The 22,239-nt window shown below is 59.7% G+C and carries 19 protein-coding genes and 1 pseudogene; 12 read left to right on the top strand and 8 right to left on the bottom strand.

Annotated elements, in window-relative coordinates; genetic code table 11:
* From edd to ACR0B5_RS08855, 3 genes are read left to right on the top strand one after another with little or no spacing between them, the layout of a single operon-like run.
* A complete protein-coding gene (edd, locus tag ACR0B5_RS08865; protein WP_480540007.1) occupies positions 1-1,806 on the top strand; it encodes a phosphogluconate dehydratase in 1,806 nt (601 codons plus the stop codon).
* 3 nt (positions 1,807-1,809) lie between these two features.
* On the top strand, positions 1,810-2,442 hold the full coding sequence (locus tag ACR0B5_RS08860; RefSeq protein WP_480540005.1) for a bifunctional 4-hydroxy-2-oxoglutarate aldolase/2-dehydro-3-deoxy-phosphogluconate aldolase: 633 nt from the start codon (positions 1,810-1,812) through the stop codon (positions 2,440-2,442).
* A 51-nt stretch (positions 2,443-2,493) separates the two neighbouring features.
* Positions 2,494-3,684 carry a pyridoxal-phosphate-dependent aminotransferase family protein gene (locus ACR0B5_RS08855; protein ID WP_480540003.1) on the top strand — a complete coding sequence of 397 codons (1,191 nt, stop codon included), beginning with the start codon at positions 2,494-2,496 and terminating at the stop codon, positions 3,682-3,684.
* An 80-nt stretch (positions 3,685-3,764) separates the two neighbouring features.
* On the opposite strand, the gene ACR0B5_RS08850 is transcribed toward ACR0B5_RS08855, so the two are convergent.
* Complete coding sequence (locus tag ACR0B5_RS08850; protein ID WP_480540001.1) at positions 3,765-4,874, bottom strand: pyridoxal phosphate-dependent aminotransferase; 1,110 nt, start codon at positions 4,872-4,874, stop codon at positions 3,765-3,767.
* 125 nt (positions 4,875-4,999) lie between these two features.
* Between ACR0B5_RS08850 and ACR0B5_RS08845 the strand changes: the two genes are divergently transcribed.
* Complete coding sequence (locus ACR0B5_RS08845; protein ID WP_480539999.1) at positions 5,000-5,782, top strand: crotonase/enoyl-CoA hydratase family protein; 783 nt, start codon at positions 5,000-5,002, stop codon at positions 5,780-5,782.
* On the opposite strand, the gene ACR0B5_RS08840 is transcribed toward ACR0B5_RS08845, so the two are convergent.
* The 3 genes from ACR0B5_RS08840 to ACR0B5_RS08830 form a co-directional block, all read right to left on the bottom strand.
* Positions 5,783-6,115 carry a DnaJ family domain-containing protein gene (locus ACR0B5_RS08840; RefSeq protein WP_480539997.1) on the bottom strand — a complete coding sequence of 111 codons (333 nt, stop codon included), beginning with the start codon at positions 6,113-6,115 and terminating at the stop codon, positions 5,783-5,785.
* A 39-nt stretch (positions 6,116-6,154) separates the two neighbouring features.
* On the bottom strand, positions 6,155-7,318 hold the full coding sequence (locus tag ACR0B5_RS08835; RefSeq protein ID WP_480539995.1) for a benzoate/H(+) symporter BenE family transporter: 1,164 nt from the start codon (positions 7,316-7,318) through the stop codon (positions 6,155-6,157).
* Positions 7,319-7,461: 143 nt separating this feature from the next.
* Positions 7,462-10,623 (bottom strand): valine--tRNA ligase, encoded by a 3,162-nt coding sequence (locus ACR0B5_RS08830; protein WP_480539993.1) that lies wholly within the window; start codon positions 10,621-10,623, stop codon positions 7,462-7,464.
* Between the two features lie 361 nt (positions 10,624-10,984).
* Here ACR0B5_RS08830 and ACR0B5_RS08825 point away from each other — a divergent pair, with 361 nt between their 5' ends.
* From ACR0B5_RS08825 to gntH, 3 genes and pseudogenes are all read left to right on the top strand, one after another.
* Positions 10,985-11,209: a hypothetical protein gene (locus ACR0B5_RS08825; RefSeq protein ID WP_480539991.1), complete on the top strand. Its 225-nt coding sequence runs from the start codon at positions 10,985-10,987 to the stop codon at positions 11,207-11,209.
* A gap of 3 nt (positions 11,210-11,212) precedes the next feature.
* Complete coding sequence (locus tag ACR0B5_RS08820) at positions 11,213-12,289, top strand: T6SS phospholipase effector Tle1-like catalytic domain-containing protein (protein WP_170766120.1); 1,077 nt, start codon at positions 11,213-11,215, stop codon at positions 12,287-12,289.
* A 363-nt stretch (positions 12,290-12,652) separates the two neighbouring features.
* Positions 12,653-13,759 (top strand): annotated as a pseudogene (gntH, locus tag ACR0B5_RS08815) (guanitoxin biosynthesis MBL fold metallo-hydrolase GntH); the annotation flags it as partial.
* 227 nt (positions 13,760-13,986) lie between these two features.
* On the opposite strand, the gene ACR0B5_RS08810 reads toward gntH, so the two are convergent.
* The gene (locus ACR0B5_RS08810; RefSeq protein ID WP_170377923.1) at positions 13,987-14,562 is read right to left on the bottom strand and encodes a GcrA family cell cycle regulator; all 576 of its coding nucleotides are present in this window, start codon (positions 14,560-14,562) and stop codon (positions 13,987-13,989) included.
* A gap of 125 nt (positions 14,563-14,687) precedes the next feature.
* Between ACR0B5_RS08810 and ACR0B5_RS08805 the strand changes: the two genes are divergently transcribed.
* Complete coding sequence (locus tag ACR0B5_RS08805; protein WP_170462123.1) at positions 14,688-15,491, top strand: ABC transporter permease; 804 nt, start codon at positions 14,688-14,690, stop codon at positions 15,489-15,491.
* Here the strand turns inward: ACR0B5_RS08805 and ACR0B5_RS08800 are convergent.
* The gene (locus ACR0B5_RS08800; RefSeq protein WP_480539988.1) at positions 15,473-16,363 is read right to left on the bottom strand and encodes a DMT family transporter; all 891 of its coding nucleotides are present in this window, start codon (positions 16,361-16,363) and stop codon (positions 15,473-15,475) included. The genes ACR0B5_RS08805 and ACR0B5_RS08800 overlap by 19 nt on opposite strands.
* 302 nt (positions 16,364-16,665) lie before the next feature.
* Between ACR0B5_RS08800 and ACR0B5_RS08795 the strand changes: the two genes are divergently transcribed.
* Both ACR0B5_RS08795 and argF read left to right on the top strand, forming a co-directional pair.
* Positions 16,666-17,853, top strand: a complete 1,188-nt coding sequence (locus ACR0B5_RS08795; RefSeq protein WP_480539986.1) for an acetylornithine transaminase — start codon at positions 16,666-16,668, stop codon at positions 17,851-17,853.
* Positions 17,854-17,921: 68 nt separating this feature from the next.
* Positions 17,922-18,848: an ornithine carbamoyltransferase gene (gene argF, locus ACR0B5_RS08790; protein ID WP_480539984.1), complete on the top strand. Its 927-nt coding sequence runs from the start codon at positions 17,922-17,924 to the stop codon at positions 18,846-18,848.
* Here argF and ACR0B5_RS08785 read toward each other — a convergent pair.
* Positions 18,845-19,441, bottom strand: a complete 597-nt coding sequence (locus tag ACR0B5_RS08785) for a ferric reductase-like transmembrane domain-containing protein (RefSeq protein WP_480540220.1) — start codon at positions 19,439-19,441, stop codon at positions 18,845-18,847. The genes argF and ACR0B5_RS08785 overlap by 4 nt on opposite strands.
* An 8-nt stretch (positions 19,442-19,449) precedes the next feature.
* Positions 19,450-19,929, bottom strand: a complete 480-nt coding sequence (locus ACR0B5_RS08780; protein WP_425083831.1) for a peptidase associated/transthyretin-like domain-containing protein — start codon at positions 19,927-19,929, stop codon at positions 19,450-19,452.
* 283 nt (positions 19,930-20,212) lie between these two features.
* On the opposite strand from ACR0B5_RS08780, the gene ACR0B5_RS08775 reads away from it, so the two are divergent.
* Positions 20,213-21,175, top strand: coding sequence for a pirin family protein (locus tag ACR0B5_RS08775; protein WP_480539982.1), 963 nt, complete (start codon positions 20,213-20,215; stop codon positions 21,173-21,175).
* A 74-nt stretch (positions 21,176-21,249) separates the two neighbouring features.
* On the top strand, positions 21,250-22,224 hold the full coding sequence (locus ACR0B5_RS08770; RefSeq protein ID WP_480539980.1) for a 2-dehydropantoate 2-reductase: 975 nt from the start codon (positions 21,250-21,252) through the stop codon (positions 22,222-22,224).
* Positions 22,225-22,239 lie beyond the last annotated feature (15 nt).

Here is a 22,239-nt window from a genome sequence, read left to right as displayed (position 1 = left end):
ATGGTCAATACAGTTATTTCGGACGTCACCAAACGGATCATGGACCGCAGCGCCGACTTGCGTGGCCCGCATCTTGAGCGGATGGAACAGGCCAAATCCAAAGGCCCCGCCCGTGCGCATCTGTCCTGTAGCGGTCAGGCGCATGCTTATGCCGGTGCCGGTGAGGATCAAAACTCGATGGCAACCGGGACGGCTGGAAACCTTGGTATCGTCACCGCCTATAACGACATGCTCTCGGCCCACCAACCGTTCGAGCGGTATCCCGAATTGATCCGTCAGGCGATCCGCGCGGCAGGCGGTACAGCGCAGGTCGCAGGCGGGGTTCCCGCCATGTGCGACGGCGTGACCCAAGGCGAGGCGGGGATGGAACTGTCGCTGTTCTCGCGCGATGTGATCGCGCTGGCGACGGGCGTGGCTCTCAGCCACAACACCTATGACGCGGCGGTGTTTCTTGGGGTTTGCGACAAGATCGTGCCCGGCCTGATCATCGGCGCGCAGGCCTTTGGCCATCTGCCGGCCGTCTTCCTGCCGGCTGGTCCGATGACCAGCGGTCTGCCCAACGACGAAAAGGCCAAGGTCCGCCAGCAATTCGCTGCCGGAGAAGTGGGTCGGGACGCCTTGATGAAGGCTGAAATGGCAGCTTACCATGGCCCCGGCACCTGCACCTTCTACGGTACCGCCAACACCAACCAGATGCTGATGGAGTTCATGGGCCTGCACCTGCCGGGCTCCAGCTTCGTCAACCCCAACACGCCTCTGCGCGATGCCCTGACCGAAGAAGGCGCGCGCCGCGCCCTGTCTCTCAGCGCGTTGGGCAATCACCACACACCAGTCTGTCAGATCCTCGACGAACGCGCCTTCGTCAATGGTATCGTTGGCCTGATGGCCACGGGCGGGTCGACCAACCTGCTGATCCACCTGATCGCCATGGCGCGCGCGGGCGGAATTGTGCTGGATTGGGAGGATTTCTCGGATATCTCCGCAGTGGTTCCTCTGGTCGCGCGGGTCTATCCCAACGGTCTGGCCGATGTGAACCACTTCCACGCCGCCGGAGGCTTGGGCTTTACCATCAGCACGCTGTTGGACGATGGGTTGTTGCACCCCGACACACTGACCGTCGCGGGGCAGGGGCTTCACAACTACACCAAAGAACCCAAGCTGAAAGACGGCGAGTTGGTCTGGGAAGACGGCGCGGGTCACAGCCTGAATGAAAAGATTGTGCGCCCGGCCAAGGACCCGTTCCAGCCTACAGGTGGCCTGTCGCGCCTGACCGGAAATCTGGGCACGGGCGTCATGAAGGTCTCGGCCGTGGCCCCCGAGCACCACGTGGTCGAAGCGCCCGTCCGTGTGTTTCACGACCAGAACGACGTCAAAGCCGCTTTCAAGGCCGGAGAGTTCACCGATGACGTCATCGTCGTTGTTCGGTTCCAGGGCCCGAAGGCCAACGGTATGCCCGAGCTGCATTCGCTGACGCCGATATTGTCGATCCTTCAGGGCAGAGGCCAAAAAGTCGCTTTGGTCACCGATGGCCGCATGTCTGGTGCGTCGGGCAAGGTTCCCGCCGCCATCCATGTCTGCCCCGAGGCGCTGGACGGTGGTGCCATCGGCTATCTGCAAGACGGCGATCTACTGCGCGTCGATGCCGTAAAGGGTGAGCTGGAAATCCTCACACCCGGCGTCCTCGACCGCAGCCCAGCGACTGCTGATCTGTCTGCCAACCAGCACGGCGTCGGCCGCGACCTTTTCGGCGCTTTCCGCCAGAATGTCGGGTCCGCCGACACAGGTGCCAGCATTTTCGGAGTTTAACCCATGACCAAAACCCAACGCACCCGCGAGATCTGCGCGCTGGCCCCCATCGTTCCGGTGCTGGTTGTCGATGACGCCGCACACGCCCGCCCCTTGGCCGAGGCGCTGGTCGCAGGCGGTCTTCCCGCGCTCGAAGTCACTCTGCGCACTCCTGCGGCACTGGACGTGATCCGTGCCATGGCCGCTGTGCCCGGAGGCGTCGTGGGCGCAGGCACGCTGGTCACTCCCGAAGACGTCCGCGCCGCCAAAGAGGCGGGCGCGCAGTTCGGCGTCTCGCCTGGCGCAACCGATGCCCTGATCGCCGCCTGTGAAGCCGAAGGCCTGCCCCTTCTGCCTGGCGCGGCCACCGCGAGTGAGGTGATGGCCCTGCTGGAAAAGGGCTATGACATGCTGAAATTTTTCCCTGCCGAGGCCTCGGGCGGCGCGCCGGCCCTCAAAGCGATAGGGGCACCTCTGCCGCAGATCACCTTCTGCCCCACAGGGGGCGTATCGCCCTCAAATGCCCGCGACTACCTTTCGTTGTCCAACGTGGCCTGCGCCGGTGGAAGCTGGGTCGCGCCCAAGCAGATGGTTCAAGAGGGCGACTGGTCCGGGATCGAAGCGCTTGCGCGTGAGGCGACCCACCTGACGGATTGACGCCGCAAGGCGAAACGCTAGGGTAGGCCACAAGTTAAGCAGGTTACCCTCATGACAAACCAAACCTCCCTCGTGCATGGGCGCGAGTATCTGGCCATTCCGGGCCCTTCGGTGATGCCCGACGCGGTGCTGCAGGCTATGCACCGCCCGTCTCCCAACATCTACGATGGCGCGTTGATTGAGATGATGCCCGCGCTGACTCAGGACCTAAAGCGCGTGGCCGGAACCCAGCACAACGTCGCCATCTATATCGCCAACGGCCACGGCACGTGGGAGGCCGCGCTGTCGAATGTGATCGCCCCCGGAGAAACCGTTCTGGCCCCAGCCTCGGGTCGTTTTACCCATGGCTGGGCCGAGATGGCCGAGGGGATCGGCGCAAAGATCGACCTGATAGACTTCGGCTTGTCTTCACCCTGGGATCTCGACCGTATCGCCGAGGCTCTGAACGCCGACAATGAGCACAAAATCAAAGCTGTGCTTGCCGTCCACGTGGATACCTCCACCTCGATCCGAAATGACATTCCAGCCTTGCGCGCCCTGCTGGATGACTTGAACCACCCAGCGTTGCTAATGGCCGACTGTATCGCCTCGATGGGTTGCGACCGGTTCGAGATGGACGCTTGGGGAGTCGATGTCACCGTGACAGCCTGCCAGAAGGGCCTCATGACCCCGGCGGGCACCGGCTTTGTCTTCTTCAACGACAAAGCGAAGGCGAAACGTGCTGCAATGCCCCGCGTTTCGCAATATTGGGATTGGCAACCGCGCGCCAACCCCGAGCTGTTCTATCAGTATTTTAACGGCACCGCGCCCACTCATCACCTCTACGGGCTGCGCGCCGCGCTGGACCTGATCCACGGTGAGGGGCTCGAAAACGTCTGGGCCCGGCATGAGCGCCTCGCCAAAGCCATCTGGGCCGCCTGCGATGTCTGGGCGCAAAGCGGAGCGCTTCATTTCAACGTCACCGACCCGACCCATCGCAGCCACGCGGTCACCGCCCTCCGCCTGACCGAGGGGCGCGGCACGCCGCTGCGCGACTACACCGAAAACCAGCTTGGTCTGACGCTGGGCATCGGCTTGGGGATGGAGGACTGGGACGGTTGCTTCCGCCTGGGCCACATGGGCCATGTAAATGCTCAGATGATCATGGCGATGCTGGGCGGCATCGAAACCGCCATGGCGGCACTCGAAATCCCCCGCGGCCAAGGCGCGCTGGAGGCCGCCGCCGCCACATTGGCCACATAGTACTGATCCGCCTCTTCATCTGGCCGAAAATATCCTCGGGGGGAATCGCGCCTTGGCGCGATGGGGGGCAGACAGCCCCCCTATAACGCTCGAGCCAGCGCCAACGCCAATGGTAGGGCCGCTTCGAGAGCCGCCATCTCTGCCTCTCCACCACAACTTACCCGGATGCAGCGGTTCTGCGGGGCCGCAAATGGCATCCGCACAAACACACCCTGTTCGACCAGCGAGTCCAGAACAGCCTTCGCAAACACCCCGTCACGCCCGCAGTCAATCGCAACGAAATTCGTGGCCGAAGGCAACGGGGTCAAACCGTTGGCCTGCGCAATACGCTCAATACGCACCCGCGCCTCAGCTATCCGAGCCTGCACCTTTGACAGCCAGTCGCCATCCTCAAGCGCGGCTAGTGCTCCGGCTTGTGCCGCCCCGTTCATGCCGAAATGGTTGCGCACCTTGTTGAACGCCGCAATCAATTCGGGGGCACCGATGGCATAACCAACCCGCGCCCCGGCCATTCCATACACCTTGGAGAATGTCCGCATCCGGATCACGCGCGGATCATCAGCGGCAACAGGCGCAGCAGTGCCGTCAGGCGCGCATTCGACATAAGCCTCGTCCAGAACCAGCAGGCATCCTGCGGGCAGAGCTTCCAGCGCGACAACGATATCGGCGCCCGAATGCCAGCTTCCCATCGGGTTGTCGGGGTTGGCCAGATAGACCAGCTTGGCATCCACCTTTGCGGCCTTGGCAAACAAAGCGGTAGGGTCTTCACGATCGTCGCGATAGGGAACCTTGTGCAACTCTCCTCCGAAGCCCGCTACATGGTAGTTAAAGGTGGGATAGGCCCCGTCAGAGGTCACAACCGCATCGCCCGGCTCGATTAACAGCCGCACCAGGTAGCCCAATAGCCCGTCGATGCCTTCGCCCACCACGATATTCTCGGGGGCAACACCGTGATGTGCGGCCAACGCATGGCGCAGATCGTGATTCTCGGGGTCGCCGTACATCCAAATCTCACCGGCAGCTCGTTGCATCGCTTCGATGGCACGAGGCGAGGGGCCAAACACGCTTTCATTCGCACCAAGCCGTGCCTTGAAGGGGGCACCGCGTTGGCGCTCCTGCGTTTCCGGCCCCACAAACGGGACGGTTGCGGGCAGGGATTGGGCGAGCGATGTGTAGCGAGGTTTGGTCATAGGCGCAGATAAGCCCACCGTGCGGGTTGCTGCAAGCCCGAGCCTCGACATGCCTCAACGTCGCGGTGGAACTACACTCACATTCGGGGCAGTCTTATCAAGACTGCAAAACAAGGAGGTCCGGAATGGCGCGCGTATCTGTCGATTACAAGGATCACATCGCTCATGTCACGCTGACGCGCGGTGACAAGATGAATGCTCTGGACGAGGCGATGATCAAGGCGCTGCTGGCCGCCGGGCAAGAGGTTGCCGCCTCGGACGCCCGCGCTGTTGTCCTATCGGGTGAAGGCAAAAGCTTCTGCGCCGGTCTCGACATGGCGAGTTTCGCGAAAATGGCCCATATGGACCCGACCGAATGGCTGATGACCCGCAGCCATGAGGACGCCAATGAGATGCAAGAACTGGCCCTAATCTGGCGGCGCATCCCTGTTCCTGTAATCTGCGCAATCCAAGGCGCGGCCTATGGGGGCGGCCTGCAAATTGCTCTGGGCGCGGATATCCGCATCGCCCACCCCGAGGCGAAACTTGCAGTGATGGAGATGAAATGGGGCATCATCCCAGACATGGGTGGCATGGTTCTGCTTCCGAAACTGGTCCGCTCAGACGTTTTGCGGCTGCTGACTTATACAGCGCGTCCCATTGGGGCTGCACAGGCGGCCGAGTGGGGTTTGGTCACCAAGCTGTCCGATGATCCGCAGACCGAAGCACTTGCCTTGGCTGAAAACATCGCCTCACAAAGCCCCTCGGCCATCCGTGCCGCTAAGCGCCTCATCGACTTTGCCGAAACTAATCCGCGCGCCGATGTTTTGCTGGCCGAGTCCTCGGAACAGGTGGATCTGATTGGAAAGCCTGATCAGATGGAGGTCGTGATGGCGCAGATGCAAGGCCGAAAGCCCGAGTTCAAGTGATCACCGCATGAAGGCGCGCCGCGCGTCTCGGGCCATGTTGTAGCGCATTTCGAGATCGGCGATCTTTGACATCATGGATTTGCGGGCCTCGGGATCAGTTAGCCTAGCATACTGTCTACGGGCCTCGTCCAACTGTTTTTTGATGTCGAACTCCTCGGGCAGTACCCCGGCTTGCGCCATGATCCGATGACCGGCCGCAATGGCGGGATCGCTTTGCGCTTCGCCCGAGCGATCGGGCAGAGGCGCACCTTCGCCCTCAAGACCCTGTAATTGACCCTCGGCCTGAGCCTTCTTGATCTGGCGTTCCACCAGTTTTCCAAGCGATCCGAACATGAGTGCAGGATAGCTTTTTCAGGCGTGGGGAGAAAGGGATCATCGCAGCTTGGTGGTCAAGAGGTAGGCGACGCCCCCAGCTATCAAGCCCCAGACCGCAGCGCCCAGACCAAACACCGTGATCCCTGAGGCCGTGATGGCGAGGGTCAGGATCGCGGCTTCGCGTTCTGCGGGTATTTCCAGTGCTGCGAAGGTGGCGTTGGCCATAACGCCAATCAGGGCCACGCCGGTCAGCGTACCCATCAGCAGCGGGTCGGCATGGGCGGCAAAGCCTGTGATCGCCACAGCAAAGATACCGAAGACACAGTAGAACACGCCCGCCATGATTGCAGACCAATAGCGCAAACTACGGTCTGGGTGGCTGTCTCCGTTCGAACACATCGCGGCGGTGATGGCCGCCAGACAGGTGGCGGGGGCTCCAAATGGGGCCGACAACATGCTTGCCCCCCCGACGGAAGAGAACAGCTTGCCGGGCGCGGGCGTGTAGCCAAAGCTGCGCATCACGGCGATGCCGGGGATGTTTTGGGTTGCCATTGTGACGACGAACAGCGGCAGGCCGATGCCGATAGCTGACGCAAGTGGGAATGAGGGCATCGTCCAGACGGGCGCGGCCAGATAAGCCTCGGGCCGGACGGATGCACCTTCGGCGCTGAACACTACCACGAGAGCTGCGGCTACGACGGCTGCGGGAACGGCAAACAGCCGGTTCAGACGTCCGGCGATGAACCATGTCAGGATCACGGGCAGTGCCTGCCAAGGTAGCTCAACAGCTGCTTTGAACGGGACAATGCAAAGGGGTAAAAGAACACCGCCGAGCATTGCCTGTGCCAGAGTGGTCGGGATCGCAGCGGCCAGACGCCCCAGTGGTTTCCAAAGCCCGGCTAGAATCGTCAAGGCTCCGGCGCAGAGGAAGGCTCCGATTGCGCCTGAGAAGCCTGCGGCAGGGGTGGCTGAAACCGCCAGCAGCGCCGCTCCGGGGGTGGACCAGGCCACGCTGATGGGTTGCTGGTAACGCAGGCTGAGAACAATCGCGGCCAGCCCCATGGCAATCGCGGCGGTCATCAGGCCCGAGGCTGCTTGGGCAGCTGATGCGCCCATTGCAGCCAGCCCTTGCAGCACGATGGGAAATGAGCTGAAGAACCCGACAATGGCGACTACCAGTCCAGTTGAGACGGTCTGCATCGGAGGGAAAGGTCGTGCCATAGGGGCCTCGGAGGGTTGTTATTCCGAAGTGCTAACAAGCGCAGGCTGGCGCGAACAAGGGGAAAGCTCTGAAGGTAAAGAAAAACCTCACCACCGGCTCGGGTGATGAGGTCGGGATTTCCGTACTTGGAACGAGAAGAAGATCAGGCGAGTTCGGCCAGACGAGCGAGGGCTTCGTTCAGCTTGGTCTCTTCTTCTTCGCGCGCAGCGAGGTTGGCTTTGGCTTCTTCCACCACCTCCTCCGGGGCCGAAGCCACGAATTTGGGGTTATTCAGACGCCCACGCAAACCGCCGAGTTCTTTGGCCAGTTTGCCCTTGGCTTTCTCCAACCGCTCCTTCTCGGCGCCGATGTCGATGATGTCGGCCAGCGGCAGGCCAAAGCTCGCGCCCGGAGCAGCAATCGAGATGGTGCCTTTGGGCAGTTCGTCTGCCTTGGTCAGGCTGTCGATCCGGGCCAGACGCTTGATCAGCGCTTCGTTGCGGTCCCATGCGGCTTGGCCGTGATCGTCGATCTCGGTCACCAGCATCGGCACGTAGAGGCCAGCCGGAACCCGCATCTGCGCACGGGCCGAGCGGGTGTTTTCGATCACCGAGATCACCCAGTTCATTTCGCGATCCGCGTCAGCGTCGATCAGTTCGGCAGCGGCGTAGGTCGGCCAGTCGGCGTGGACAACCATCTTGGGCCGCGTGCCGGTCAGCGCCCAAAGCTCTTCGGTGATGAAAGGCATGATCGGGTGTAGCAGGACCATGCACTGATCCAAAACCCAGCGCATGGTGGTGCGGGTCTCGGCCTGTGCCTCGGTGTCGTCGCCTTGCAGCAGTGGTTTTGACAGCTCCACATACCAATCGCAGACTTTGCCCCAGACAAAGGCATAAAGCCCATTCGCAGCATCGTTGAAACGATAGCTTTCCAGCGCAGCATCGACCTCTTCCCGCACGCGGGCAGTTTCACCGATGATCCAGCGGTTGACGGCCGCCTTGGGCTGCAGGTCAGCCACATCCAGTTGCGGGACGTCGTCGGTGAAGACCTCGTTCATCTCAGCAAAGCGGACGGCATTCCAAAGCTTGGTGCCGAAGTTCCGATAGCCGGTGATGCGCTCGCGGGACAGTTTCAGCACACCGCCGATTGCCGCCATCGAGGCGTTGGTGAAGCGCAGCGCGTCGGCACCGAATTCGTCCACGATCTCCAGCGGGTCAATGACGTTGCCGGTGGTCTTGGACATCTTCTTGCCCTTCTCGTCGCGGACGAGCTGGTGCAGGTAGACCGTGTGGAACGGGATCTGATCGACGACGGCCAGTTGCATCATCATCATCCGGGCGACCCAGAAGAACAGGATGTCGAAACCAGTAACCAGAACGTCCGTCGGGAAATAGCGCTCCAGTTCTTCTGTCTGTTCAGGCCAGCCCAGTGTTCCAATGGGCCAAAGGCCGGAAGAGAACCAGGTGTCGAGGACGTCGGGGTCGCGCCAGACCGGATAGACCAGCTTGGTCGGGTCTTGTTCGACCGCGTATTGAGCAAGGCTTTCAGCGAACTGATGTATCGCTTCCTGCTTGTCAGCGACTTCGACAACCGTCGCGTGGCTCAGAGGGCTGGGAATGTTTGCGTTGTCGTCGAGGAATTTCTCGGTGACAGCTTCAAGGCTAGCAGCGCATTCCATGACATTGCCACGATGCAACATGCCGCCTTCGTTCAGCAAACGGCCCAATTCGACCAGATCAAGGTCGCCGTCGTTTTCGTCGTCCTTGAAGTTCTCAGCCGAGAGATCGAGGCCATACCAAACCGGAATCTGATGCCCCCACCACAGCTGACGCGAGATGCACCAGGGCTCGATGTTTTCCAGCCAGTGGTAATAGGTTTTCTCGCCCGACTCGGGGATGATCTTGACTGTACCGTCCTTGACCGCATCCAGCGCAGGGCCGACGACTTTGGCCGCGTCGACAAACCACTGGTCAGTGAACATCGGCTCGATGACGACTTTAGAGCGGTCGCCAAACGGCTGCATGATCGGTTTGCTCTCGACCAGAGGGACCAGCTTGTCCGCGCCCTCATGATCGGGCTTCAGAGCGGTTGAACCCAGACGCGGATCATCCGCGCGGGTCATAACGGCTAGACCGTCCGCAGTGATCTCTTCAACCACCTTCGCGCGCGCTTCGAACCGATCGAGGCCGCGCAGGTGATCGGGGATCAGGTTGATCGCGTCGATCTCGTTCTCAGTGAAGTCTTTGCCACGTGCGTATTCCTGCGCCTTGTCCGCTTCTTCCGCGTATGGCGCACCATCGGCCCGCATCGCGCCTTTGGTGTCCATCAGGCGGTACATCGGGATGCCGCCGCGCTTGGCGACCATGTTGTCGTTGAAGTCATGCGCGCCGGTGATCTTCACCGCGCCCGAGCCGAAATCGGGGTCCGGATACTCATCGGTGATGATCGGAATCTGACGGCGATGCTCTTTCGGACCAACCGGGATTTCGCAGAGCTTGCCCACGATGGGCGCATACCGCTCATCCGAGGGATGAACCGCGACCGCGCCGTCGCCCAGCATGGTCTCAGGTCGGGTCGTGGCGATCGAGATATAGTCGCGCTCTTCCTCAAGCACGATACTCCCGTCCTCGTCCTTCTCGACATAGGTATAGGTCTCGCCCCTGGCCAACGGGTATTTGAAGTGCCACATGTGGCCCGCGACTTCGATATTCTCGACTTCGAGGTCCGAGATCGCGGTCTCGAAATGCGGGTCCCAGTTGACCAGGCGCTTGCCGCGATAGATCAGGCCCTTTTCGTACATGTCGACGAAAACCTTGATCACGGCATCGTGGAAATTGGCCGAGTTCTCATGGCCAGTGCGCGGATCGCCTGCCGCTCCCGCCATAGTAAACGCGTTGCGCGACCAGTCGCAGGAGGAACCGAGACGTTTCAGCTGCTCGATGATCGTGCCGCCGTATTCGCCCTTCCATTCCCAGACTTTCTCAAGGAATTTCTCGCGACCCAACTCGCGCCGACCCGGTTGCTGTGTGGCGGCCAGCATCTTTTCCACCTGCATCTGTGTGGCGATGCCTGCGTGGTCCTGGCCGGGCTGCCAGAGCGTGTCGAAGCCACGCATCCGGTGCCAACGGATCAGGATGTCCTGCAGCGTGTTGTTGAACGCGTGGCCCACGTGCAAAGCACCTGTCACGTTGGGCGGCGGGATCATAATGGTAAAGCTCTCGTCACGCGACTTATTCGCGCCTGCCTTGAAGGCTCCGGCCTGTTCCCAGGCCTCGTAGATGCGGGCCTCGGCCTCGGCCGCGTTGAATGTCTTTTCCATCGCCATGGGGTGCGTCCTGCGTCATCAATCTTGGGTTAGTGCGTGCAATAGCGAAAGGATGGCAAAAGGGGAAGGCTTTGCGCTCAAATCCACAAGGCATTCGATCCGCCGGGACCGTGAACCAGGCCACAGACGGCCAGTGGGTTGTTCAGCTACACTTGTAGCGTGCAGTCACGAGACGGTGCGACCCGATAAGATGCGGCTTCACTGCTCGTTTCGTGATCTGTCGTCAGACGGTTTCGGGAATTTTGCAATGCGTTTGAGCTTTCGTAATATATTCAGACATATGGTGGCATTAACGATGAGGTCACGCATGCCGCACGCCTTGGTCATGATGATGCCCAAATGCCCGCTTAGGCTTGCAGCTATGCTTCAACGTCTCACGGTTTCGTTGGATCTCTTGTGCGGCATGCTGATGATACCCATCCTTGAGTATACCTCGCCCCTACCGGTGCGCGGGCAAGTGATGGGCCGGCGGTCGAACGGAGGCGGGATATGGGCGCATGGGCCTCAGTTGCCGATGCACCGTGAAGGCCAGCGCGGCGCAATGCTGAGACGCGCGCGCACCCTCGAAGAGTACAGGAGTGGCTGAGATATGATTCTGTCACGGTTAAGCAGAAAGGTACTTGGATGGCTCGGGCGGCCCTTACGCTCTGAGCATTCCGCCGAAGCGCTGCACCGTGAGCCGATCAGCCATGTTGTCATTCTGGACGGAACCATGTCGACGCTGGAACCCGGCCTCGAAACCCATGCCGGGCAGACGTTTCGCCTGTGTCAGGAAATGGGGCCTCAGGTTTCCGTATTTTATGAGGCTGGCGTGCAGTGGGAAAGCTGGAAGTCTTCGCTCGATGTGATGATGGGGCGGGGGATCAATCGGCAGATCCGTCGTGCCTATGGCTATCTGGCCTCGCGCTACAAACCCGGAGACCGGATTTACTTTATAGGATATTCCCGTGGGGCCTACGGTGTTCGCAGCCTTGCGGGCGTGATCGACATGATCGGCCTGCTGAAGGCGGAACACGCGACCGAGCGGAACATCAAGCAGGCCTACCGCCACTATGAATGCAACCCGAGTGGCACGGCGGCCCGCGATTTCCGCCGCAAATTTTGCCATGAGGATGTGGCAATTGAGATGGTCGGGGTGTGGGACACGGTCAAAGCGCTGGGTCTGCGCCTGCCGCTGCTGTGGCGCTGGGCCGAGGAAAAGCACGCCTTCCACAATCATCAACTGGGCCGCGCGATCCGCCACGGATATCACGCGATGGCCTTGAATGAGACCCGCGAGGTCTATGAACCTGTCCTGTGGAAATGCACACCAGAGTTCAAAGGCCATGTTGAACAGGTCTGGTTCCGGGGCACCCATGGCGATGTGGGTGGTCAGTTGAACGGCTATGAAGAAGCACGCGCCCTCAGCAACATCTCTCTCATCTGGATGCTGGACAAGGCCGAGCGGCATGGGCTGCAGCTGCCGGAGGGATGGCGCGCTCGTTTTCCGACCAATGCTCAGGGGGCGTCGGTTGGAACGTGGCGCGGGTGGGGCAAGATTTTTCTTCTGCGCAAAAGACGGATAGTGGGCAAGGACCAGTCCGAACACCTCCACGCCTCGGTCGCGCCCGAGGATGTGCCTGGGTGGCAACCTGAACCAGACCTACCATCCCATCCGGCGCAGTAAAATGCCGATCATGTGCCCGCGGCTCCAAGATCACTGACACTTCAATGTCAGGTTCGAGCCCAATGCAGCAACCGAAATTTAATGAAAGCCCTACCCTAAATCCGCCGATTTCTTGAAGCCTTGCCAGACGAATTCAAAATCTGCAATCTTATTATGAGTCGGCTTCAAACTATTGAAAATTCCCGGTGGTCCTAATCGGAGGCAATTGCAATGGCTTTTTCCGCCCAAAACAGAAACTGTATTTTGGCGTTAATATCTTCGTTTTTTTTGGCCTCGGCGAATACTTTAGGCGCGCAAAGTAATGATCCAACCGAGTGGTCTAGGACGGAACCGTTTCCTAACTAAACTGTTTATTATCCAGGAACCGAGGCTCTGGGTCCTGACGAAATGCGAGTTGTCGCCTGTGGCACCGGTATGCCTCAGCCGCGTCTGAAACAAGCTGCGGCATGTTTCTTAGTTGAATTGGGAAATGGCGAAAAGTTTATCTTCGATATGGGAGAGGGATCCTTTGAAAGGATCATGGCGCTTGGGATTCCACTGGATCAGCTGGATAAAGTCTTCTTGGGTCACCTGCACCTAGATCATGCTGGCGATTTTCCAGCCTTTTACTTCACCGGTCCCGTAAACAACCGCCTAACGCCTGTTCGCCTTTGGGGGCCCGAAGGCATCAAGCCTGAGTGGGGAACAAAGTCTTGGGCAGATCACATGAAGAAAATGTGGGCATGGGAAGAAGCCACTCGTGGGGCGGCGGTCGACCCCAGAGGGCTGCAACTTGAGGTTAACGAATTCGATTGGAAAATCGTAAATAACGTCATTTTTGACGAAAACGGTGTTCAGGTCAGAACCCTGCCAGCCATACATGGTGAACAATCAGTTAGTTTTCTACTTGAATGGAACGGTCTGAAGTTTGCTTTTTCATCCGACACGCTACCTACGCGATGGTGGAGAGAGCATGCGGTAGGTGCGGACCTTGCAATTCATGAATGCTTCACCCCTCCAGATTTCATGATCGAGAAATATGGGTTTGCCCCTTCCGAAGCAATATTTGTTGGTTCTCAAGGGCACACTTCCGCGCAAGCATTCGGCAAGATTATGTCCGAAACGGAACCAAGATTGGCGGTTTGCTACCACTTCCAAAACGATCATGACATTGCGCTGGCCGTCTATTCAGCAATCCGAGAGACATATGATGGGCCATTGGATTTGGCGGCTGATTTTATGACCTGGAATGTAACCAAAGATAGTATTCGTACTCGTCAAGGAGTGCCCAATGAAGAGTCTTTCCCGGCACCAGTACAAATGCCCAAGCAACCGCCTGACTCAGCTGCAGAGTTCCCGTTCTCCGAATTTGATCTCGAGAGCATGGATATCGGAGCAGCTGAAGCTACAAACGAAATGATCAGGGCATTCAACGAACGCACAGGAAATGACGAAGTCGGAGCTTATACAAGCATTCCCTTCCAAGAGTGAATAAGGCGTCGGATCACCCCAAAGAATTGGAAGTTCTGAGGTCGGCTTTGCCCGCACATCCGACGCCCCGATCTAAAACACCTTTGCAGAAAGCTGCGAGGGTGTTTTTGAAAGCGCCCGTTACGCCTAGCGTTGTTCTGACTTCGCAACTCTTCTGATAAGAGGCTCGGAGAAACCCCGTACCCTTCCCACATTCCAGAATAGAAATATGGTTCTGGCGTTCCCAATCACCGCCGACGGTCGCGGCGCGAGCTCATGGGTTGGAAGGCCACGCCGACATGCGCCTCGCAGTAGGGCTTGCCCGCTTCAACCGGCAGGCCGCAGAACCAGAAATCCTCGGTCGCGGGGTCGCCGACGGGCCATTTGCAGGTCTTTTCGGTCAGCTCCATCAGCGTCAGCTTTTTGGCTTTCTTCTCAACCTCGTTGACCTTGGCCAGTGCCTCGGGGCTGATCTCATTCGCCGAAGGCTGCGGGGGCAGAGGTTGACCGGCCGGGATGATCTGACGGCGGGCGGGAACCGCAGGTTTCGCTTCGGCTGCCGGGGCGGGGGCGGGACGCGCGGGTTCGGTCTTGGGGGCGGGCTTTGGTTTCGCCTCGGCCTTGGGCGCGGGTGCCGGTTTTTCTTTTGGCTCAGCCTTGGCGGGCGTTGCTCCGGTTGCGCGGTTGGACAGGCCCAGACGGTGGACCTTGCCGATCACCGCGTTGCGGGTCACGCCGCCCAGTTCCTTGGCGATCTGGCTGGCCGACTGGCCCTCGCCCCACATTTTCTTCAGCAGTTCTACGCGCTCGTCAGTCCAGGACATCGGTTGCCTTTCAAAAGCGGAAAGCGGCCCCGGATTCGGGCCGCCTTGGGAATTCGTCTCAGCGCCCTATTCTAATCACTGCGGGCCGAGTTACAAGCGGTCTTCGAATCAGTTAAGAGGCTCTCATGCAGAATCTTATGGATCAGGACGCGCGCCGGTTTGGCGCGGTCAATTGGATGGGCCTCTACACGCTGGCCAAACGCGAAACCCTGCGCTTTATGGCGGTGTGGACCCAGACCCTGCTGGCCCCGCTGGTGACGGCTGGATTGTTCCTGTTGATCTTCACCATTGCCATCGGTCCAAGCCGGCCTGACGTTATGGGTGTGCCGTTTCTGATCTTTCTGGCGCCCGGTATCATGATGATGACGGTGATCCAGAATGCCTTCGCCAATACCTCGTCCTCGATGGTGATCTCGAAAGTTCAGGGGAACATCGTGGATACCCTTATGCCGCCGCTGTCCCCGCTAGAGATCCTGCTTGGCTATTTGGCAGGCGGCATTGCGCGCGGCGTTCTGATCGCTTGTGTCGTGGCCCTCGCGTTTCTGGTGTTTCTGTCGATTGCGCCGCAGAACCTGTTCATCACCCTGATCTTCGTCATTCTGGGCGGCGCTTTCATGGGCGCGTTGGGCCTGTTTGCGGGGATTTTCGCCAATAAATTCGACCAGATGGCGGCGATCACCAACTTCATCGTCACGCCTTTGGCCTTCCTGTCGGGTACCTTCTACTCGGTCGAGGCGCTGCCGCCTGTACTGAACAAACTCAGCCACTTGAACCCAGTTTTCTATCTGATCGACGGTCTGCGCTTTGGGATGATCGGCGTCTCCGATAGCTCACCTTGGCTGGGAATGGCGGTGTGCACTGGGGCGACTCTGTTCGTTGGTGCGGTGACCTGGCAGATGTTGCGGACGGGCTACCGGCTCAAGGCCTGACGGTGAATGGTTTCGCGCCAGACCAGAATCAGCGCGCCTGTCAGGATGATGGATGAGCCGATGATGCTGATCCGATCTGGGATCACGCTAAAGATCGCAAAGTCGTAGAACGCCGCGAAGATCAATGTGGCATAGCTGATGGGCGCAACGAACGAGGCATCGGCACGGGCCATTCCGTTTACGAAACAGGCCTGCGCGCAGGCCATCAACCCCCCGATTCCGGCCAAAGCTGCCCATTGTGCAGGGGTCGGCGCCTGCCATACTGCGATCACCGCGACCGAGGCGATGGATAGACCCAATCCGTTGTTCACCAACAGAATCTGGATCGGAATCTCGCGGCCTGAGAGTTTTTTGATGAAAATCAGCTCCATCCCGATCACCGCGGCCGCCGTCAGGGCCAATAGGGCGGCTGGTTGGAAACTGGCAGGCGTCGGGCGCAAGAGAATCAGTGCCCCGATCAAAGCCACCGCTGCGGCCAGCCAACGCCAAGGGCCGACACCTTCTTTTAGCAGCGGGATGGCCAGAACCATCGCAAAAACCGGGTTCAAGAAGGAAATCGCCGTGGCGTCCGCGATCGGGATGTAAGCAACGGATGCAAACATCAGCGTGATCCCCAGCCATCCGAAACTGGTGCGGCCGATATGCAGCCCCCAATGAGGGCGCCTCAGCGCCGGGCGCAGAACAGCTGTGGCGGTCACGATCACGACAAAAGCAAACAGAAACCGCCCGTGGCTGATCTGCATCGGATGCAACGCAGGGCCAAGCGTGTCTGTCCCCAACGCTTTGGCCAGCAATGTTGTCCCTGCCAGCAGGGCGCTGGCGGCAAAGATCAACAGGGCCGCAAGCGGCGGGTTCTGGGGCGTAGGTGTCATGGCCAAGCGGTGCGCCACAGGAATTGAAATAGCAAGCGTGAAATAGCGGCTTCTCATCTCATTGTGAAATTTCAGGGCTTTCCAATTATTGGTCTTCCCAGACAGATCGAACCTCGCTATACGAGCCGCCATGATCAAAACCGCACATATCCTGCGCCTTCGACGCCGACGCCTGACCGCATAACCGGCCCGTTTGATCTATTTGCGCTGACCAAATCCGCGCATTCTCCACCAAATCAGTTGACGACCATGGCCCCGGTGTATCACTCACAGGGCTTAAGCTATCTTAAAAGGATGATCCGATGATCCCGTCCGTTCTGCCGACCTATAACCGTGCGCCCCTGACTTTCGTGAAGGGCGAAGGCGCCTGGCTGACCGAGGCGGATGGCCGACGTTTTCTGGACCTCGGAGCGGGCATCGCGGTGAACGCGCTGGGCCACGCGCATCCGGCGCTTGTAAACGCGCTGACCGAGCAGGCGCATGCGCTGTGGCATGTCTCGAACCTTTACCACATTCCGCAGCAGCAGGCGCTGGCCGACAAGCTGGTGGAACATACTTTTGCGGACACGGTGTTCTTTGCCAACTCGGGCACCGAGTCCTGCGAACTGGCCGTAAAAATGGCCCGCAAGTACTTCTATGACAAAGGCCAGCCCGAGAAGGTCGAGATCATCACCTTCGATGGCTCGTTCCACGGACGGTCTTCGGCTGGTATCGCCGCCGCCGGGTCCGAGAAGATGACCAAAGGCTTCGGCCCTTTGTTGCCTGGCTTCGTGCATTTAACTTTCGGAGATCTGGACGGCATCACCAACGCGATTACCGAAAAAACAGCGGCAATCATGATCGAGCCGGTGCAGGGCGAGGGCGGCATTCGCCCCGTTCCCGACGCCGAACTCAAGGCCTTGCGTCAGATATGCGACGAACACGGCCTGTTGTTGATCCTTGACGAGGTCCAGTGTGGCGTGGGCCGGACTGGCAAGCTTTTTGCCCATGAATGGGCGGGTATCACACCGGATATCATGATGGTCGCCAAAGGCATCGGCGGAGGCTTCCCTCTGGGCGCGGTGCTGGCAACGGAAGAGGCCGCCAGTGGCATGACCGCAGGCACTCATGGTTCGACCTATGGGGGGAATCCGCTCGGTTGCGCCGTTGGCTGCGCCGTGATCGACCAGATCGCCACGCCTGCCTTCCTCGAAGGTGTTAACCGCAAGGCAGGCCTGTTGCGCCAAAAGCTCGAAGGCCTGGTGGCCGACCACCCGGATGTCTTCGAAGAGGTGCGAGGCGCCGGCCTGATGCTGGGTCTGAAGTGCAAAGCGACAAATATCGAAGTGGTCAACGCGGGCTATGATAACGAGGTCATCACGGTTCCCGCTGCCGACAACGTCATTCGCCTGCTGCCGCCACTGACCCTGACCGAAGACGATATTGCCCAGGCGATGATCCGCCTCGACAAGGCCGCAGCGCAAATCGAAGCCAACCTGGCCACCGCCTGATCCTTCTCCTGTTCACAAATACCTCGGGGGCAGCGCCCCCGACCGTTGATAGCCAAAAGCGAAACGATATGAACCATTTCCTTGATATCCACAAAACCGGCGCAGCCGACCTGCGCAACATGATTGATCAAGCGGGTGCGATGAAAAAGGCCCGCCTTGGACGGCCAAAAGCCGCGCTGGATGATGAACAGCCGCTCAAAGACCATATGGTTGCGCTGATCTTCGAAAAACCCTCGACCCGGACGCGCGTGTCCTTTGATGTCGGTGTTCGTCAGATGGGCGGTCAGACGATGGTTCTGTCTGGCAAGGACATGCAACTTGGCCATGGCGAAACCATCGCCGACACAGCCCGTGTCCTGTCACGCTATGTGGATATGATCATGATCCGCACCTTTGACGAGACCGTCTTGACCGAGATGGCCGAATACTCGGACGTGCCTGTGATCAACGGCCTGACCGACCGCACCCATCCCTGCCAGATCATGGCCGATATCCTGACCTACGAAGAACACCGCGGCCCGATTGCGGGTAAAAAGGTGGTCTGGACCGGTGACGGCAACAATGTATGCGCCTCGTTCCTTCACGCGGCAGGGCAGTTCGGCTTTGACCTTACGTTCACCGGCCCGGCACAGTTTGACCCCGAGGAAGAATTCATGGGGTTTGCCCGTCAGAAGGGCTCGCAAATCGTCGTTGAACGTGATCCCTACAAGGCCGTTGAGGGCGCGGATTTACTGGTTGCCGACACCTGGGTTTCGATGCATGACAGCCAATCCGCGAAAGAGCGTCGCCACAACATGCTGCGCCCGTATCAGGTCAATACCGAGCTGATGTCCCATGCCAAGCCGGATGCACTGTTCATGCACTGCCTGCCCGCCCACCGCGAGGAAGAAGCGACCTCCGAGGTGATGGACGGCCCGAACTCCGTGATCTTTGATGAGGCCGAGAACCGCCTTCATGCGCAAAAGGCAGTGATGCGGTGGTGTCTGGGCGTTTAAGCCCGTCTCCTCACGTCCCAAACACGCAGTTTGGCGAGCGCCCGCCCGCTCGCTAATAGCACCAAAACGCAGAGGGCGGTCTTGGTAATGATCTCCATCGTGCCCTCGATCAGCATGGCATGCACAACGCTGCCGACGATCGTCGCAGAAGCCAGGGTCGTATGGGTTAACCGCCAGACGCGAAACCGCAAGGCCATGCGTTGTCGATAGATACCCAAAAACGCCGCGATAAAAGCCGCCCACATCGCGATCACTCCCCAGGCCGAAAACGGGGTCGCTGATACGAAGAGCAACGCATCCACCACATCGGGAGGGCTGGTAATCCAAAGGCTGCCAACATGGATAAAGATCGCCAGGATCAACGCAATCCCGACCCATCTATGCGCGCGACGGCTGGTCATTGGGGAAAGTCCCGGCAAGATTCTGGCCGCCAGCAGAGGTTGCAGCAAAAGCAACCCAAGGCTCAGAACCCCGGCAAACCCTGCCAGGATGTAGATGGGGTCACGCCAAGCCAAGTAAGGGCTGGTTGCGGCCGTGATCAACGGAACAAGCAACGCCGCCCCAATCCCCAGCCAAATCAGAGCGCTGCGGATCACGTGGTTCAGGCAGGTTGTAGCACGAAATGTGCGGCCAGCGTCTTGTCTTTCGCGCTAGACATCACAGGCCGCAGGAACACCGTCTGGAACTCACCGCTGTCATAGGCCAGATGCCCATGCGGTTGGCCGAAGGCAGGCACGATCTGGGGCATTTCCAGCCGAAACTCACCATTAGCGTCGGTCAAGGTAGCTCCGTGACTGTGAAGATCGCGCTCGTGCCCTTCGGTCGTGTGCGCCCAGATCTGGATACGTTGACCGGGCAGGGGCGCTCCGTCTCCGGCGCGTCGCACGGAGCCTGTCATCCAGAACCCTCCGCCACCGATCCTGTCGACGACCGGCGCGCCGGGGCGATAATTGTTGGACCCACCGCGCATAGACTGGGTCGCAGCAAGCCCGCTGGCATGCGCTCCGCCCGATAGACCTGTCGCGAGGGTGCCAATGCCGGCAACAATTAAAGACCGGCGGGTTATTTGAAGGCGCGTCATGGAAACTCTCCTGTCATGTGGCCCACATTCTACCCCGACCTGACAGGCCGGGTTCGCCTATTCCAAAATATAGCACGCTTGTTTGGAAAACCGAGCGCGCGCCGTCCAAGCGTGGACGATTTAATGTTCACGGCTATGTGAGGGTGCATGGCCCACCGAGCTTCAACGAACCAGATGCCGCACCAAGTATGTGCATATTTGCGCGATACATGTCGTGAAATCTGCGCTACAGTGCATCCAGGAACGTTAGAAAGTTAGCCCGTCCGACCAAAGGAGATCAGGCATGAGCTGGAACCCGACTCACACCCCCGACTGCGTCACGGAAAACCCGGCGCTTGAGACGTTGATCATCCCACGTGCTCGCGATCTGGGTGGGTTCGAAGTGCGCCGGGCGCTGCCATCGGTCGAACGCCAGCTGGTCGGACCGTTCATCTTCTTCGATCAGATGGGTCCAGCCGAGTTCATCACCGAAGGCGGCATCGATGTCCGCCCGCATCCTCACATCGGGCTGGGGACCGTGACCTATCTGTATCAGGGCGAGTTCGAACATCGAGACAGTCTGGGTACGCACCAAATGATCTACCCCGGTGAGGTCAACTGGATGGTCGCCGGTCGCGGCGTGACCCATTCTGAACGCACAAGTGCCGCAACACGCGCCCGCGAAAACAAGCTTTTCGGTATCCAGACCTGGATCGCCTTGCCCGAAGCGCATGAGGATATGGCACCGGATTTCGAGCATCACAAACAAGGCGCGCTGCCCCATATTCAGGACAAAGGCGTCAGCGCCCGCCTGATCCTCGGCTCGGCCTATGGTGAGACAAGCCCGGTTACCATGCTGTCCGAGACTTTCTATCTGGATGTCGAACTGGATTCTGGGGCATCATTCCCACTGCCGGATGACCATGAGGATCGGGGCGTCTATGTCACCGAAGGCTCCGTCGAGATTGCGGGCGATAAATTCGAAGCCGGTCGCATGATGGTTTTCCGTCCGGGCGACAAGCTCTCGGTCACGGCCGGGCCAATGGGGGCGCGGCTTATGTTGCTCGGCGGCGCGACCCTCAATGAAGAGAGATATATCTGGTGGAATTTCGTGTCCTCGTCGAAGGAAAAGATCGAGCACGCGACGCGCGAATGGAAGAACGCCGACTGGGCGAACGGAGCCTTCCACTTGCCCCCCGGCGATGATCAGGAGTTCATTCCAATCTCGCCAGAACTGGAGCGCACTAAACCCAGACTGGCCCGCTGAACGCCACGTTACCTCGCGCTGGGCTTGCCCCGACGCGCCAACCCGGTGATCCTTCCCGCAACGGAGGGATCGCCATGAAGATTGTCATTGCAGGAGCGGGCAGTATCGGTTGCTATTGCGGCGCGTTGCTGGTTGACGCCGGGCATACGGTCACTCTGCTCGGCCGCGCCCGCGTCTTGGACCCGATCCGAGAGCAGGGACTGACGGTCACCGATTTCTCGGGTCTCACTCTTACGATTTCGGCAGCATCGCTGACGCTCAGCGAAAATCCCAGCTGTCTGGCCAATGCCGATCTGATCATCGTCACCGTGAAATCCGGCGCAACCGAAGAAATGGCTACACTGATCGCTTCGCATGCGTCGCAGTCGACCCCGGTCCTTTCGTGGCAAAACGGGATGGAGAACGCCCGAACCCTGCGCGCCGCATTGCCTAACCACGATGTTCGCGCGGGGATGGTGCCTTTCAACGTGGTTCCAAACCGACCGGCCACCTATCACCGCGCCACGTCCGGGGATATCGTCATACAAGCGGGCCCAGGGTCTTTGGCCGAACAGCTGACCAGTGCCCAGCTTCCAATCACCGAGAGCGACCAGATCGAGGCCATTCAGTGGGGCAAGCTCGTCATCAACCTCAACAACGCGCTGAATGCCCTATCTGGCCTTACGTTGGTCGAACAACTGACGGACCGCAATTGGCGTCGCCTGATGGCAGATCAGATGACCGAGGCGCTTTCAGTTCTTAAAGCCGCCGGTCACCCGGTTACCTCGACCACGCCGCTGCCCGCGTGGATGACGCCGCATGTCCTGCGCCTGCCGACACCTCTTTTCAAGCGCATCGCGTCTAAAATGCTGACCATCGACCCCAGTGCGCGAACCTCGATGGCCTATGACCTCAGCGCCGGCCGCCCCACGGAAATCGACAGCCTGCAAGGCGAAATCATCCGCCTAGGCGAGTCCCTAAACAGACCAACCCCGATAAACAGCCGGGTTGCCGAATTGATCCGTGCAACCCCCACAGAACCCATGCGGCCTGCCCAGATCAGACCCTGATCCGCTCTTCATCTG

The sequence above is a fragment of the Ruegeria sp. AG1 genome, assembly GCF_056541705.1.
This window is presented reverse-complemented; position numbering and strand designations above follow the sequence as displayed.